The sequence below is a fragment of the Micromonospora sp. CPCC 206060 genome, from assembly GCF_036906895.1.
GTDB lineage: Bacteria > Actinomycetota > Actinomycetes > Mycobacteriales > Micromonosporaceae > Micromonospora.
Genome location: NZ_JBAKHU010000025.1, coordinates 1 through 14254, shown reverse-complemented (window position 1 = coordinate 14254; position 14254 = coordinate 1). Strand labels below are relative to the sequence as shown.

General features: G+C 68.7%; 18 protein-coding genes. 7 read left to right on the top strand and 11 right to left on the bottom strand.

Annotation, left to right across the window (positions count from 1 at the left end; translation table 11 throughout):
- Nucleotides 1-8 precede the first annotated feature (8 nt).
- Complete coding sequence (gene trhA, locus V6U90_RS17230) at nt 9-686, top strand: PAQR family membrane homeostasis protein TrhA (protein ID WP_334437176.1); 678 nt, start codon at nt 9-11, stop codon at nt 684-686.
- A 102-nt stretch (nt 687-788) separates the two neighbouring features.
- Here the strand turns inward: trhA and V6U90_RS17225 are convergent, their stop codons facing one another.
- Nucleotides 789-1061, bottom strand: a complete 273-nt coding sequence (locus tag V6U90_RS17225; RefSeq protein ID WP_208812247.1) for a DUF6458 family protein — start codon at nt 1059-1061, stop codon at nt 789-791.
- A 117-nt stretch (nt 1062-1178) separates the two neighbouring features.
- Here V6U90_RS17225 and V6U90_RS17220 point away from each other — a divergent pair, with 117 nt between their 5' ends.
- The gene (locus V6U90_RS17220; RefSeq protein WP_334437170.1) at nt 1179-1721 is read left to right on the top strand and encodes a SixA phosphatase family protein; all 543 of its coding nucleotides are present in this window, start codon (nt 1179-1181) and stop codon (nt 1719-1721) included.
- A 50-nt stretch (nt 1722-1771) separates the two neighbouring features.
- Here V6U90_RS17220 and V6U90_RS17215 read toward each other — a convergent pair whose 3' ends face one another.
- The 4 genes from V6U90_RS17215 to V6U90_RS17200 all read right to left on the bottom strand — a co-directional run bounded on the left by V6U90_RS17215 (nt 1772) and on the right by V6U90_RS17200 (nt 6084).
- On the bottom strand, nt 1772-2041 hold the full coding sequence (locus V6U90_RS17215) for a DUF6458 family protein (protein WP_088996804.1): 270 nt from the start codon (nt 2039-2041) through the stop codon (nt 1772-1774).
- A gap of 145 nt (nt 2042-2186) precedes the next feature.
- On the bottom strand, nt 2187-4043 hold the full coding sequence (locus tag V6U90_RS17210) for an acyl-CoA dehydrogenase (RefSeq protein WP_334437161.1): 1857 nt from the start codon (nt 4041-4043) through the stop codon (nt 2187-2189).
- Nucleotides 4044-4220: 177 nt separating this feature from the next.
- Nucleotides 4221-5348: a PP2C family protein-serine/threonine phosphatase gene (locus tag V6U90_RS17205; protein ID WP_334437159.1), complete on the bottom strand. Its 1128-nt coding sequence runs from the start codon at nt 5346-5348 to the stop codon at nt 4221-4223.
- Nucleotides 5349-5439: 91 nt separating this feature from the next.
- Nucleotides 5440-6084, bottom strand: a complete 645-nt coding sequence (locus V6U90_RS17200; RefSeq protein WP_334437157.1) for a septal ring lytic transglycosylase RlpA family protein — start codon at nt 6082-6084, stop codon at nt 5440-5442.
- Nucleotides 6085-6247: 163 nt separating this feature from the next.
- Between V6U90_RS17200 and V6U90_RS17195 the strand changes: the two genes are divergently transcribed.
- Entirely contained in the window at nt 6248-6796 is a 549-nt protein-coding gene (locus tag V6U90_RS17195; RefSeq protein ID WP_334437155.1) for a phosphoribosyltransferase family protein, read from the top strand.
- Nucleotides 6797-6964: 168 nt separating this feature from the next.
- Complete coding sequence (locus V6U90_RS17190) at nt 6965-7387, top strand: ASCH domain-containing protein (protein WP_334437153.1); 423 nt, start codon at nt 6965-6967, stop codon at nt 7385-7387.
- A 107-nt stretch (nt 7388-7494) separates the two neighbouring features.
- On the opposite strand, the gene V6U90_RS17185 is transcribed toward V6U90_RS17190, so the two are convergent.
- Nucleotides 7495-8391 (bottom strand): LLM class flavin-dependent oxidoreductase, encoded by an 897-nt coding sequence (locus V6U90_RS17185; protein WP_334437151.1) that lies wholly within the window; start codon nt 8389-8391, stop codon nt 7495-7497.
- A 241-nt stretch (nt 8392-8632) separates the two neighbouring features.
- Here V6U90_RS17185 and V6U90_RS17180 point away from each other — a divergent pair, with 241 nt between their 5' ends.
- A complete protein-coding gene (locus V6U90_RS17180) occupies nt 8633-9052 on the top strand; it encodes a VOC family protein (RefSeq protein WP_334437148.1) in 420 nt (139 codons plus the stop codon).
- 57 nt (nt 9053-9109) lie between these two features.
- On the opposite strand, the gene V6U90_RS17175 is transcribed toward V6U90_RS17180, so the two are convergent.
- The 5 genes from V6U90_RS17175 to V6U90_RS17155 form a co-directional block, all read right to left on the bottom strand.
- On the bottom strand, nt 9110-9928 hold the full coding sequence (locus V6U90_RS17175; protein ID WP_334437145.1) for an immunity 22 family protein: 819 nt from the start codon (nt 9926-9928) through the stop codon (nt 9110-9112).
- A 59-nt stretch (nt 9929-9987) separates the two neighbouring features.
- On the bottom strand, nt 9988-10362 hold the full coding sequence (locus V6U90_RS17170) for a hypothetical protein (RefSeq protein WP_334437143.1): 375 nt from the start codon (nt 10360-10362) through the stop codon (nt 9988-9990).
- 90 nt (nt 10363-10452) lie between these two features.
- Nucleotides 10453-10704, bottom strand: coding sequence for a hypothetical protein (locus V6U90_RS17165; protein ID WP_334437140.1), 252 nt, complete (start codon nt 10702-10704; stop codon nt 10453-10455).
- A 113-nt stretch (nt 10705-10817) separates the two neighbouring features.
- Entirely contained in the window at nt 10818-11171 is a 354-nt protein-coding gene (locus V6U90_RS17160) for a hypothetical protein (protein ID WP_334437137.1), read from the bottom strand.
- A gap of 319 nt (nt 11172-11490) precedes the next feature.
- Nucleotides 11491-11895: a hypothetical protein gene (locus V6U90_RS17155; protein WP_334437135.1), complete on the bottom strand. Its 405-nt coding sequence runs from the start codon at nt 11893-11895 to the stop codon at nt 11491-11493.
- 457 nt (nt 11896-12352) lie between these two features.
- On the opposite strand from V6U90_RS17155, the gene V6U90_RS17150 reads away from it, so the two are divergent.
- Together V6U90_RS17150 and V6U90_RS17145 are read left to right on the top strand one after the other, a co-directional pair.
- On the top strand, nt 12353-12832 hold the full coding sequence (locus tag V6U90_RS17150; RefSeq protein ID WP_334437133.1) for an immunity protein Imm33 domain-containing protein: 480 nt from the start codon (nt 12353-12355) through the stop codon (nt 12830-12832).
- Between the two features lie 340 nt (nt 12833-13172).
- Nucleotides 13173-13778 carry a hypothetical protein gene (locus tag V6U90_RS17145; RefSeq protein ID WP_334437130.1) on the top strand — a complete coding sequence of 202 codons (606 nt, stop codon included), beginning with the start codon at nt 13173-13175 and terminating at the stop codon, nt 13776-13778.
- The last annotated feature ends 476 nt before the right edge of the window (nt 13779-14254 follow it).

Here is a 14254-nt window from a genome sequence, read left to right as displayed (position 1 = left end):
CTAAGGAGGTGACCACCTCTGCCCCGTTGCGGCTGAAGCCGGTCGACATCGGTAAACCCCGGATGCGCGGCTGGCTGCACACGTACGCGTTCTTCGTCGCACTCGTCTGCGGCATCGTCCTCTGTTCCCTGGCCGCGGCCCGTCCCGGCTGGGCGCCGCTGGTGAGCTGCGCCGTCTACAGCCTGACCGTCTGTGGGCTCTTCGGCACCAGCGCGCTCTACCACCGGCGGGTCTGGTCCGAGCGCGGCTACCAGATCATGCGCCGGATGGACCATTCGATGATCTTCGTGTTCATCGCCGGCACGTACACCCCGCTCTGCGTCCTGCTCCTGCCGTCCGGCAAGGCGACGCTGCTGCTCTGCCTGGTCTGGGGCGGTGCACTGGCCGGGGTGGCCCTGAAGCTGGTCTGGCCGCACGCACCGCGCTGGGTTTCCGCGCCGCTCTACCTCGCCCTCGGCTGGGTGGCGGTCGCGGTACTGCCGGACATCCTCGGCAACGGCGGGGTGACCACGCTGGTGCTGCTGATCGTCGGGGGCGCGGTCTACAGCGTGGGTGCGGTCTTCTACGCGCTGCGCCGGCCGAACCCGTGGCCGACCGTCTTCGGTCACCACGAGTTCTTCCACGCCTGCACCCTGGTGGCCGCGATCTGCCACCACATCGCGATCTACTTTGCCCTGTTCGCCTGAACCCGCACCCCCGGATGACCGGCGGTCACGACGGAGGCCGGGGACCCGTTGCGGGTCCCCGGGCCTCCGTGGTTCAGTCAGCAGGTGCGGCCCGTCGCCGGGTCAGTAGGTGCGGCCCGGGCGGCGTACCTCGCGGTACTCCTCGACCACCCGGTCGTCCTGGACCGGGACCACCCGCTCCTCCCGGACCGGGGCGGCGACGACGGTACGTCGACGGCTCTGCCAGAACCACGCGGTCATGATCAGACCGACCAGCCCGGCGAGCATGAGCACCCAGCCAACGGTGCTCAGGCTGAGCCAGCCCAGGTCGGCGTCCACCGCGAACGCGAGGATCGCACCCAGCGCGATCAGGAAGATGCTTCCACCGATGCCCACTTCTTCGCCCTCCTTGGCTTCAAGCTGGCGTCCAGTACCCGCCGCGGCCACGGATGAGGTTGCGGCACACATCGACTTACCCCGACACTGCGATTCCCAATCAGGCAGGCTGAAGCCATGACGGAGGGCACGGGTACGGAACGGACACTGGTCCTGCTGCGGCATGCCAAGGCGGAGAGCCCGCCGGGGGTGGCGGACGTGGAGCGCCCGCTGGCGGTCCGGGGACGGGCCGACGCCGTCGCCGCCGGGGCCTGGCTGACCGACCACGGGTACCTGCCGACGCTGGTGATCTGCTCGCCGGCCGCCCGGACCCGGCAGACCTGGCACGGGGTGGCCCTCGGATTGTCCGGTAGGGCGGACCAGCCGGCCGGGCACGTCCCCTCCACCGGCCCGCAGGTCCGCTACGAGACGACGGCGTACGCGGCCAGCCCGGGGGAGTTGCTGGAACTCGTCCGGGCCGTTGATCAGGCCACGTCCACCGTGCTGCTCATCGCCCACAACCCGGGCATCTCGCTGCTCTCCGGGCTGCTCGATCCCGGACAGTTACGCGACGAGGGGCTCCGCACGGCGGGACTGGCCGCGCACCGGGTCGGTACCGCCTGGGCGGATCTCGGGCCGGGCACGGCGCCACTGGTCAGGGCGCACACCGCCCGGGCCTGACCGAAGAGCCGGTCAGCTCCGAGGCGCCGCACGTGGGCGGGCGCGTCCGGTCAGCTCGGTGGCGCGGTAGGCGGTGGCGGGTCGGGTGGTGGCGGCATCATCGCGGTCGGATGGGAGAGCCGGTTCTCCTCCACGATGAGTGTGCGGGCCCGCTTGCGCCGGTCCTGCCAGAACCAGAGCGTGGTCAGCAGTACGGCGAGACCGGCCAGGATGAAGACCCAGCCGACTGCGCGCAGATCGATCCACCAGACATTCGCCCTGATAGCAAATGTCAGGATTGCTCCTATTGCGATGAGAAAGATGCCGCTTCCGATGCCCATGTGCGCTGCACTCCCCCGTGCGGTGGCTCTGGGCTTTCTTGTACTTTTCGGGACAAAGCATGATGCTGCTGCCTCCACCATAACGCGGCGGCCGGCGAGCATCAGCTCGCCGTCCGCTTCGTGACTCAGCAGATCGCCGTCCCGATCAGAACGCGTCCTCCGGCAGGTCCATCACGTCCAGGTCGGTGGACTGGATGATCCGGCGGTCGGCGCCGATGCGGGGCAGCACCTCGCGGGCGAAGAACTTCGCCGCCGCCACCTTGCCGGCGTAGAACGACCGGTCGGTCGCCGGCACCTCGCCCGCCAGGGCCCGCAGCGCCACGTCGGCCTGCCGCTGGAGCAGCCAGCCGACCACCAGGTCACCGACGGCGAGCAGGAACCGGCGGCTACTCAGGCCGACCTTGTAGAGCGCCCGGGCGTCGCCGCCCTGGGCCTCGCCCAGCCAGCCGGTCATCGTGGCCAGCATGGTCTGCACCTCGGCCAGGGCCCGGCCCAGCGCGGCCCGCTCCTCCTTGAGCTGGCCGTTGCCGCCCTCGGAGGCGATGAACTCCTGGATCTCGCCGGCCACCGCCGTCAGCGCCTTGCCGTTGTCCCGCACGATCTTGCGGAAGAACAGGTCGAGGCTCTGGATCGCGGTGGTGCCCTCGTACAGGGTGTCGATCTTCGCGTCCCGGACGTACTGCTCCAGCGGGTAGTCCTGGAGGAAGCCCGAACCACCGAAGGTCTGCAGGGCCTCGTGGCCGAGCAGCTCGTACGCCCGCTCCGAGCCGACCCCCTTGACCAGCGGGAGCAGCAGGTCGTTGACCCGCTTGGCGAGCTTGGTCGCCTTCTCGTCACCGGCCGACTCGGCCAGCGCCACCTTGTCCTGCCAGCTCGCGGTGTAGCAGACCAGGGCGCGCAGGCCCTCGGCGTACGACTTCTGCAGCATCAGCGACCGGCGCACGTCCGGGTGGTGGGTGATGGTCACCCGGGGTGCGGTCTTGTCGGCCATCTGGAGCAGGTCGGCGCCCTGTACGCGGTTCTTCGCGTACTCCAGCGCGTTGAGGTAGCCGGTGGAGAGGGTGGCGATCGCCTTGGTGCCGACCATCATCCGGGCGTACTCGATGATCAGGAACATCTGCCGGATGCCCTCGTGCACCCCACCGAGGAGCCAGCCCTTGGCCGGTACGCCGTGCTCGCCGAAGGTCACCTCGCAGGTGTTCGAGACCTTCAGGCCCATCTTGTGCTCGACGTTGGTGGCGAAGACGCCGTTGCGCTCGCTCAACTCGCCGGTCTCCTCGTCGAAGTGGAACTTCGGCACGACGAAGAGGGAGAGGCCCTTCGTACCCGGGCCGCCGACGCCCTCGACGCCGACCGGACGGGCGAGCACGTAGTGGATGATGTTGTCCGCGAGGTCGTGCTCACCCGAGGTGATGAACCGCTTGACGCCCTCGATGTGCCACGAGCCGTCCGGCTGCGGGATGGCGCGGGTACGACCGGCGCCGACGTCCGAGCCGGCGTCCGGCTCGGTCAGCACCATGGTCGAGCCCCACTGCTTCTCCACCAAGAGCTTGGCCCACTTCTTCTGCTGCTCGGTGCCCTCGCGCAGCAGGGTGGTGGCGAAGGACGGGCCGGAGGCGTACATCCAGATCGGGGCGTTGGCACCGAGCACCAGCTCGGCGAGGGACCACCAGAGGGCGCGCGGCGCGTTGGTGCCGTCCAGCTCCGGCGGGAGGTCCAGCCGCCAGAACTCGGAGTCCATGAAGGCCCGGTACGACTTCTTGAAGGACTCGGGCAGCGGCGCGGTGTGCGTCGCCGGGTCGAAGACCGGAGGGTTGCGGTCGCTGTCGGTGTAGCTGGCCGCCAGGTCCTCGCGGGCCAGGCGGTCCACCTCCGCGATGAAGCTGCGGGCCGTGTCCAGGTCGAGATCGGCGTACGGCTCCTGGCCGAACAACCGGTCGACACCGAAGACCTCGAAGAGGTTGAACTCAAGGTCCCGGAGGTTGCTCTTGTAGTGGGTCATGTTCGCTGGCCCCGCTTCCGGACAGGTGTTACCGATCAGTAACCCCGACTCTATTACTCACGGGTAGGTATCGACAAGCCGCCGATAGAAGTGACGACGATCACAAAGTTGACATTGCACGTGATCCGGACCGGACAGCGGCCCTGGTCGCGCCGGTCAGGGCCCCGGCAGCGCTGGTCACGCCTCGGCGGCGCCCAGCTCCCAACTCGGCACCGGACAGCCACCCCCGGTACGCGGACCGGTGTACTCCATGAGCACCAGCGCGATGTCGTCGTCGAGCCGCCCGTGCACCCACTCGACGAGCGCGGTCTCCAGCGAGGCCAGCCCGTCGCCGACGGTACCGTGCCCGAGCAGCCGCCAGGCCCGGTCGGCGGTCGGGAAGAACTCGCCGTCCCGCCGGGCCTCGCCCAGACCATCGGTGAAGAGCAGCAGCCGGTCACCGGGCTCCAGCCGCTCCACCCGTGGGCGGACCACCGGCATGAACCCCAGCGGTGGTGCCGGGGCGGGCGGCTCCAGCGGGATCACCTGCCCGCGCCGCAGCAGCAGCGGCGCCGGGTGCCCACAGTTCACGATGGTCAGGGTGCCGCCCCGCTCCTCGACCAGGGCGGCGGTGACGAAGTCCTCGTCACCGACGCTGCGCGCCACGGCCCGGTCCAGGTCCGCCACGATCGCCCGCAGGTCGGCCCGCTCGAAGGCGACATGCCGGTAGGAGCCCAGCACGATACTGGCCAACCGGACCGCGTCCAGCCCCTTGCCCCGTACGTCACCGATGATCATGCGGACCCCGTACGGGGTGTCGATCACCTCGTACAGGTCGCCACCGATGTCGGCGGTCGCGGTCGCCGAGATGTACCGGCCGGCGACCGTGAGGGTGCCCACCTGCGGGCCGAGGGGCCGCAGCACCGCCTGCTGGGCCACGGCGGCCAACCGGGACAGCTCGGCGATCTGTTCCGCCTGCCGCTGACGGACGGCTGCGACCGCCGCGGCGATCCCGGTGGCCAACGCGATCACCACCACACTGACCGCGTTGTCCAGCGAGACCCGCTCCTCGGCCAGGACGAACGCCGCCCCGATCATGGTCGCGCCGGCGCCCACCCCCAGCACCACCCGCCAGGGCGCGAGCGCGGCGGCCAGGAACGGCGCCGCCACGAACAGGGCGATGTAATGGGCCTGGGGTCCGTCGGCGATCTCCACCGCCGAGACGAGTGCGAGCAGGACAAGGGCCGCGCCGAGACCGGCGCGGGATCCAGGGCTCAGCGGGCGGCGGCCCGACTGGAATGCATGCATGCGTACGCCGAACAGCATGCCTGATGGATGTCCAGGAGGGTATGAACCTGACCCCTCGTCCGATCCGGTTCTGTCCACCCGGCGTACCTGCGACATCCCTGACGAGCGGTTATCCGAGCACCTCGTAACGGACCGTCAGATGTCCGAGGTCGAGCGAGGCGATCGCGGCGAACGCCGCCCGGGACAGGTCAAGGCAACGACCATCGATGAACGGGCCACGGTCGTTGATCCGGACGGTGACCGATTCACCGGTCGACGGGTTGGTCACCCGGACCTTCGTACCGAACGGCAGCGTCTTGTGCGCGGCGGTCATCGCCGACGGGTCGAAGTTCTCACCGTTGGCGGTCAACTGACCCTCGCTGTAGAACGACGCGCCACAGGAACCGGTCTCCACCGCCTTCGGGGCGGCCGGCTTCGCGGTGCTCCCCGTCGCCTTCGGGGTGGGCCGGGGCGCCGCCGTCCGGGTCGTCGCCCGCGACGCCCGCTGGGGCGACCGGGTCACCTTCGGGCTGGCCGGCGTGGCGGTGACACTGGCACTCAGGGTGGCGGCCGGCGTGGTGGCCGCCGGGCTGCTCGCCGCCGGAACCGGCCAGCCGCTGCTCTCCACCGGTGCCGGCGCGGCACCGCCCTCGGCGGAGGTGAGCTGGATCGCGCCGAAAGCGCCGCCGATGGTCACCACCGTGGCCACTGCGGCGGTCGCCACCATGCCCACCGGCGTACGGAAAATGCCTGCTCGGGAGTGCTTTCCGGTCACGATCCCGTCCCTTCTCGTACGTCGGATCGGGTCGGACCGTAACGAGAGAAGCACTTCCGAAGTCAACGTGATCACGCAGATTGATCCGCATTTGCGCGGAAACGTGTAGCCGATCATCCGAGGGCGCGTGGGTCGGACGACCCGGGTGGTCGAGGATGGGCGGGTGACCGCGCAGCTGAGCCGACGCCTCGCCGAGCTGTTCACCTGGGTGGACCCGGGACCGCACAGCAGTCACCTGGTGAGCGACACCTCCGGCTGGTGGCGTGATCCGGAGATCCTGGCCGGAATAGGACCCGCCCTGGTCGCACCGTTCCGCGCCGCGCAGCCCACCGTGGTGGTCGCCCCAGCCGTCACCGGACTGCTGCTCGGCCCGCTGGCCGCCGCCGCCCTGGGCACCGGTTTCGTGGTCGCGCACAAACCCGCCGACCGGCGGCTACCGGGGTCGGTGACCTGGGCCGACAGCCCACCCGACTACCGGGGGCGGCGGGTCCGGCTCGGCATCCTCGACCGGCACCTCGGCGCCGGTGACCGGGTGCTGGTGGTCGACGACTGGGTGGCGAGCGGTGCACAGTTACGGGCGGTCCGGGACATCTGTGCGGTACGCGACGCACAGTGGGTGGGGTCCGCCGCCCTCGTCGCCGACTGCCCGACCGATGCGGTACGGGAGCTCCGGCTGCACGCCCTGCTCCGGGCCACCGACCTGCACCCTTGACCTCAACCCTGATCCAGGTTCGACGATCCATTCATGGCTACCGGAACCCTGGACGAGGCGTACCACCGGCCGACGTACACGCCCGCACCGGCGACGACCAGGTGATCGTGGCGATCCACCACGCCGCCCAGCTCATCGGACCCACCCCGGCCGCGTACCGTACCGGTCATGTGGCCCCGGATCGACGGACTACGCACGCTGGCCCTCGGCACGCCGGGCGGGCTACGCGACCGGCTCAACACGCTGGTGCTGACCGGCGCCAAGACCGCCACCGCCGGCCTGCTCACCGAGTACGCCCACGAGGGCGAGGAACTGGAGCACGTCGGCGAACGACTCGTCCTGGTCGACGACGCCGACGCCCCGATCGGGGTCGTCGAGATCACCGACGTTCAGGTGCGACCCTTCGCGACCGTGCCGTGGGAGTTCGCCCGGGCCGAGGGGGAGGGTGACAAATCCCTCGACGCGTGGCGCGCCGGCCACCTGGCCTACTGGGCCCGGCAGGGCGAGACGGTCATCGACACCACCGGGATCGTCTGCCTCCGGTTCCGGCTGGTTCCGGCTGACGAGAAACAGCACAACCGGACCGGCTGACCCGACCGGCTGACCGGACCAGATGACCGGACCAGCTGACCGGCCCGGCGCAAGCTGACCAGGGGTGTCCGCCGGTCACCCCCGGGATTCCGCCCCTTATCGAGCGCTCATCCGCGCTCGGGGTCGAGGCGCCGCAGCTCGGGCAGCAGCCCGGTCGCCACCTCCGTCAGCACCGCCTCGTCACCGGCGTACCAGCTGGACGCGCGCGGCCAGTGCGTCATCACGTCGGTGAAGCCGAGCCGGGCGGCCCGGGCCACCGCGTCGGCGAAGAACGTCGCGCTGGTCAGCGAGAAGACCGGGGCGGAGTCGAGTGAGAGATAGCGGTCCAGGGTGGCCGGGTCCCGCCCGACAGCGGCCAGGATCTTGTCCATCCGCTCCGTCAGATCCGCCACCGAGTCCCACCAGGTCTCCAGATCGTCCCCACCCGCTCCGGTGGTCACCCAGCCCTGCCCGAAGCGGGCCGCGAGCCGCATCGAGCGCGGCCCGTTGGCCGCCACCACGAAGGGCACCCTGGGGGTCTGCACGCAGCCCGGGTTACGTCGCGCGTCCACGGCGGCGAACCAGTCGCCCCGCCAGTCGACACCGTCCTCCCGCAGCACCAGGTCGAGCAGTTCGACGAACTCGGCGAACCGGTCGACCCGCTGCTTCGGCGGCAGGGTCTCCCCACCGAGTACGGCGGAGTCGAAGCCGATCCCGCCGGCACCGACGCCGAGCAGCACCCGGCCGCCGGACACGTCGTCGAGGGCGGTGACCTGCCGGGCAAAATGCACCGGATGACGGAAGTTGGGCGAGGCGACCAGGGTGCCGAGCCGGATCCGTGAGGTCACCATCGCGGCGGCGGTCAGCGTCGGCACCGAGTCGAACCACGGCCCGTCGACCAGGTCCCGCCAACCCAGGTGGTCGTACGTCCAGGCGTGGTCGAACCCCCACTGCTCGGCCTGCCGCCACCGGTGCTCCGACTCCGACCAGCGCCGGTCGGGGAGAATCACGATGCCAATGCGCATGATCTGGAGCCTACGGTCCGGCCGAGCCCTCGGGAATCGGGTTCACCGGACGGTACGGCAGCCGACCGGACACCCGGTTAACCAGGAGAAACTCTCTGCGGACCGACCGTGGGGGCGCGATCCGGGGCAGCATAAGGGATCCGGGCCCACATTACGGGTCGGATGAGCCTCCGGAACTGCCGTAGGTTCTAGCGTTGCGACCGCGTTCGAGCGGTCGCAGCGGCGATGAAAGGCGCGATACGTGTCCGACACGAACCTCTCCGGGATCCACCACGTCACCCTCAACGTCCGTGACCTCGGCAGATCGGTGCAGTGGTACAGCGACGTCCTGGACTTCTCGGTGGTGTTCGAACTGAACACCGACGGTTTCGAACGGCGCATCATGCGGCACCCGAGCGGAGTCCTCATCGGGCTGACGAAGCACCGGCACGCGGATGCGGACGCGGAGTTCAGCGAGCGCCGGACCGGTCTCGACCATGTGGCGTTCGCCGTGGACACCATGGCGGAACTGGAAGCCTGGGTCGCCCGGCTGACCGGGGCCGGCGTGACGCACTCCGGGATCAAGGTCACACCGGTCGGCTTCACGCTGATCGCCTTCCGGGACCCCGACGACATCCAGCTTGAGCTGTACCTCGCACAGGCTCCCCGGCCCGCGCAGTGACGACCGCCGTCGGGCTGCGGTTGTGACCGCAGCCCGGCGGTGCACGGCGGGGGCAGGTCAACGGGTGTAGCGGTAGGCGCCGAGGAACCGGAGCAGACCACCCCGGCCGGCGAGCGCCGTCGCATCGAGGTCGTAGATCAGATAGAGCGCGTTGACCTCCGGGTACCCGGCCAGATCGGCCCTGGCCGCCGCCGCGAAGCTCGGGCCGTAGCTGTGTTCGACGAGAGAGACCGCCGGGTCGGTGGAAACACTGCCCTCCGCCAGATCCTCGTCGTACCAGCCGAGCCCGGTCTCGGTACCGAACCGGCTGGTCGGTTCACCGGCCGCCGGGTAGCGGATCTCCACATGGTCGAACAACTGATCCTCGTCCCCGACGGTCCCGACCCAGATGGACACCGTCCCTGGCACCTCCGTGGCCTGCCGGACGGGCCGGGCGCCCTCGGGCTCTGCGACCATGGCCAGCAGAAAACCGCCGAAGCTGTCAGCGTGGACCTCGGTGGTGCCGGAGACAAGATCATGGCGGAGGACGGCGACCTCACCCTCCGTCGTCGGCCGGTCCAACGCCAGGACGTACCGTTCATCGCCGTCCGGAACGAATACGGTGAGTTCCGTACCCGACCACGCCGGATCGAGCCGGGGACGGTACCGGATGTCCGTGTCGGCGTCCCGGGCGAACTCGGGTGGCGCCAGGCACAGCACCGGTTCACCCGCGATCCAGGTGTCGTTGAGTTCCGCCAGCCAGCGGCGGTACGACATCGGGAAGCGGATGCCGAGTTCCGTCTCGGCGGCAACGATCCACTCCTCCGGCGCACCGGAGCCCGGATGGACTGTCACGGCGGGCGATGAACGCAGCACCTCGATCAGGTCGTCACGCACACCATGATTGTCGGCCGGACCGGCCCGGCCCCTGCCAACAGCTCGCTGAGTCACGGCGGCTACTTCTCCCGGGGCGTGGGCCGGAGGCGACCTTCCTGCGGGTCGAAGCAGACGAGTCCGTGTTCCTCTGCCAGGCGCGCGGCACCGGCTGACACCTCTACGCACCGGCTGTAGACCATCGGGAAGTAGATGAACGGCCCCGATGCCTCGTTGATGAGCGGCCCCGTCGACCAAGGGCTCAGCTCCTCGTCGTCGTCCTCGGTGAGGTCGATCCACCGATCGAGGAGGGCACCGACATAGGCACGGATGCGCGGCGTCGGCGGTGTCGGATATCCCTCGTCGACGTACGCGCGGTAGAGCCGCTCGTACACCGCGCCCGCCTCGGCATCGCTCGCCGGTCGATCGCCTTCCCACACCGCCAGGTCGTAACTCATGGGCATAGCCTGCCGTGGAGGTCCGACGCCTCTCGACGGCGCCCCAAAGATGCGCTGGCGAGCCGGCAGGGCCGCCGGGCTCGTCCGGCCCTATTCGTCCGCGAAAGGCTTGTCGTGCCAGCGGAAGCCTGCCTCATCGCCCTCGATACCGAGCATGAACTCGGGGACCGGGCGGCCCGCTGGATCGGTCATCGTGACGGCCGCGCGGATCGCGTCGTAGGCCTGTTCCACTGCCTCGTCGTCCTCCGCGTCAACCGCCTCGGTCCAGGCCACAAAAAGCGGACGCAGCGGCTCGAACGCCGGCTGCGGATGAAAGCGGCCGTAGGTCCAGGGGGAAGTCATTGCTCTGCTCGTCGATCTCACCGACCAGCTCGCCCCGGTGGTACAGCCGCCACACCACGCCCACGTCCACGCAGGGCAGTGTAAAGGCGACCCCCCTGAACCCGGTCGCGCTGCTACCGGAACTCGTGCACGACCTCGATCAGCCCGACGATGTGCGCGTTGAACTCGTCCAATTCCTCAGCCGGTACCCACAACTCCAGGATCGTCCTACCGCCGACCTGCTGGACCGGGTACCGGCTCAGGAACTCCGACTCGACCCGGAAACGGGTCACGTAACCAACGCCGGAACTCGGTACGTTCCAGTCCCGGGCAATCATGATCGCGTAATCCTCGTTCAGGACCGGGTAGAAGATCGGCTGATCCGGCAGGCGCGGCGGCCACTTCCGCCACCCTGACTCACGGACAAGATCCAGCTCTGCCGGCCCGGTCGGGCGCCACAGCACCGTCGTACCGTCATTACTGCTCATGTCGCCTCGCTGCTCGGAGTGATGTTGAGCCGCGACAGTACCGGCGGGCCGACGACCCGCACCACCACTTTCACCTGGCCACCCAATGGCACCCGGGTTGGCCGATGACCGCACCGCCGTTTGCCCGGCCTCGTCACGCCCGCGCCTTCTGGGTACGGGCCCAGGTCAGCAAGGGTCCCGGCTAACCTCGGCTACCCCTGGTGTCCTGGTCCGATGGCACGCTAATGACACAACCCTCCTACCCCGCCTCGGCCGAACCTCACAATCCAGCACCAAAAATGCCAGTTAATGCGCCGAGCATCCTCGATGGATCAGGAATCTAATCAAGTGTCCAGCCCTTCAAATGCAGCCCGAATGGCGTCATAACAAAAACGGCGCCCACTAGAGTCAAAAGGGTGGTGACCATAAGCCATCGCCACCGACCAGCAGCCAAATTATCACGTTGCCTGAACAGCAACATTGCTCCGATTAAACCTGCTGCAGCGAAAATCGGCCAACCCAGCATCGCAACAACATAGCCGGGCAATCCAAGCAGCCAGCCCGGCACGATCCACAACCACGTAGATGGATACGGCCGAGGGTTCCAGGCGTAGGGAACGATGGAAGCAGCTGCATACGAGGCCAGCAGATACGCCTGTATGCCCACAATCCAGCCGACAGCTTTCCGCGATCCAGACCTTTGATCATCCGCTAACGACGGCTTTTTAGTGTGATCCACCTGCACCAGAGGTCATCCATCCTTGAGATATTCCGGCGACCGGCAACGATAATTGGCCCGAAAGCGACGACGCCAAAGTGTACTACGAGCACCACTGGACGGATTGTCCCGCCGAGAAGCATGCTCTGCTTTTCTGAAAGCACATCCGGGTCAATACTCCAACGTCAGTCGGTTCGGCGTCGGGCGTGGCGCAGGCGTGAAGACGGCCACCGCGTGACGTGGCGCTAAGTGGCCGGGGGTTCTGTCCAGGCCACGGACGCCATTTCGATCGACTGGTACGCCACGGCACGGTCAACGATCTCAGCTGACCGCCTGGGCGTCGTTGGTGTAGTCGCCGTTGAGAATCCTGTCGACGAGCGTGATCGCGTCGTCCCGGGTCAGCTTCTGGGGCAACTCGCTCACGGGGCGAGGCTAACGACATCTGTCGCACTCGGATTGCCCCCGCTCGGTTCGACTTCACAGAATGCGCGACATGATCGGTCGGCATCGACGTACGACGGGCTCCCGAGTCTCCGCAGCGCTACGCGACATCTGTCGGCGTTTCGTGGTCAAGCCATCGCCCCCTGAACAGCGGACGATGGTCGGCTTTGCGTTGTCGCGTCCGCGCCACCTGGAGCCACTCAACGCTCTGCGGCACCCAATCGCCGGTCAAAGCAACGGCTGGTTCGTGTGGCGCGGCCCGGCGATCCCACGAGACGACGACAAGTTCTTCGCCCCGTTACATGTTGAGCACTTGGACGAGCACGCCCCGGAGCTTGGGCCGTATCTCGATCTTCCGCCAGGTTGGGGCGTGGTGCTGGCGCCCGGCTACGAGGACGTCTGGTACGACGAAAACTCCTCGACGTCTGACCGCAGCGCGCCGGACCGCCCGGCCAGCGGTGGGGCCAATGGCACGTCACACGATCGCTGGCGCTGGAACACCCAAGGCCCTGGTGGGGACTGACGTCCTGACCAGGGCCTTCGTGGTGGAGCGGGTGACGGGAATCGAACCCGCACTGTCAGCTTGGGAATCTTCGATCCGTAGGTGCTCGGAGGACCGCCGACCTGGTCAGCGATGGTCCCGACTGGCCTCGGTTGACCTTGGTTGACCTGGCCCAATGGCACGCTAATGGCACGCCGGGTTGCCCTTCTCGGCCGCCGGTTCGGCACGCTGCCGATCCAGCCTTGCCATGGCCGGACATTCTGTCTACAAGATCGCCTGACAGAACGGCCCGGCGGGGCGAAGAATCCCGGGTCCACCTGGCACTGTAAACAGCCGCAGCCACTCGACGCAGGGGAGACCAATGATCCCGCAGCACTATCCGCTCTGGCTCGCGCAGGATCTCGGCGATGACCAGGAGCCAATTGTCGGCATGGTGATCGGCTGGCAAATGCCACAGCCCGACGTCAACCCGCCGGCAGTCCAGGACCTCGACCCGGTGTTCGTCGACGAGGGCAACGAAACCGGCGGCAGCTCAGTGTTCGTGGCTGTCAAACCCTACTTCGTCGCTGCAACCCGGGATGAGGCCGTGAAGGCGCTGGAGGCGCACGTCAAGCCACGCCGCGAGGCTCGGGCCAAGGAGGCCACGCGGGAGCAGGCGAAGCGTCGGCGGGAGGCCGAGGCCACGCATGCACGCCAGAGCGCCGAGGAGGGGGTGCTGATGCCCGCCCAGGCCGTCATCGTCGACCGGCTGCGTCCGCTGATCCCGAAGCTCGCCGAGGTCGCCGGCGAGGCCGAGTGGAAGTTGGTTAAGCCGCGGCACATCGAGGTCACGGTGAAGCGGAAGACCCCCGTCATGGAGGCCCTGTCCGACTGGGATCAGGACCTGATTAAGTCGGCCACTGCGGTGCTCGGCGAGGAATGGGCGGTTACGGTGCGCAAGCCCGGCTTCCTACGTGGCCTGCGTTAATGCGCGCCGGACAGGACGCCCCACTGGTCCAGCCGCCGCACCCTGCCCGCGTCCACCGCGACCGCCTAGGCGGCGCTGGGGCGGACAGGTCCGGCGCGGTGTAGGTGAGCCGGTAAGGCCGAGGGCAAGCCGGCGTAGCCGGCGCGGCAGCCGATCGCCAAGAGCTCGACGGCGGCCAGCCACCCTGGCGATCGTCACGGCTTGGCCACCGTCGTCGTCCGGGTTCCGCATGATGCGGGCGCGGCACCCCGTCGGCTGTCGGCGGCTTCCCGCCCCGGCGTCGCAGACAGCCGGGGCGGCCTGCCGCCGGACGGGACCACCGCGCCCGCACCGCGCGCAGCGCGGTGCCTTGATCCATAACAGAGCAATTCGGCAGCACAAGACATCAGGTGCAACTGTCCGCTGTGGCGCTCAGCCTCGATCCACCGATGAATGTCGGGTCGGCGGGACCCCGGAGATAGAAAGTGCCCTCTGAG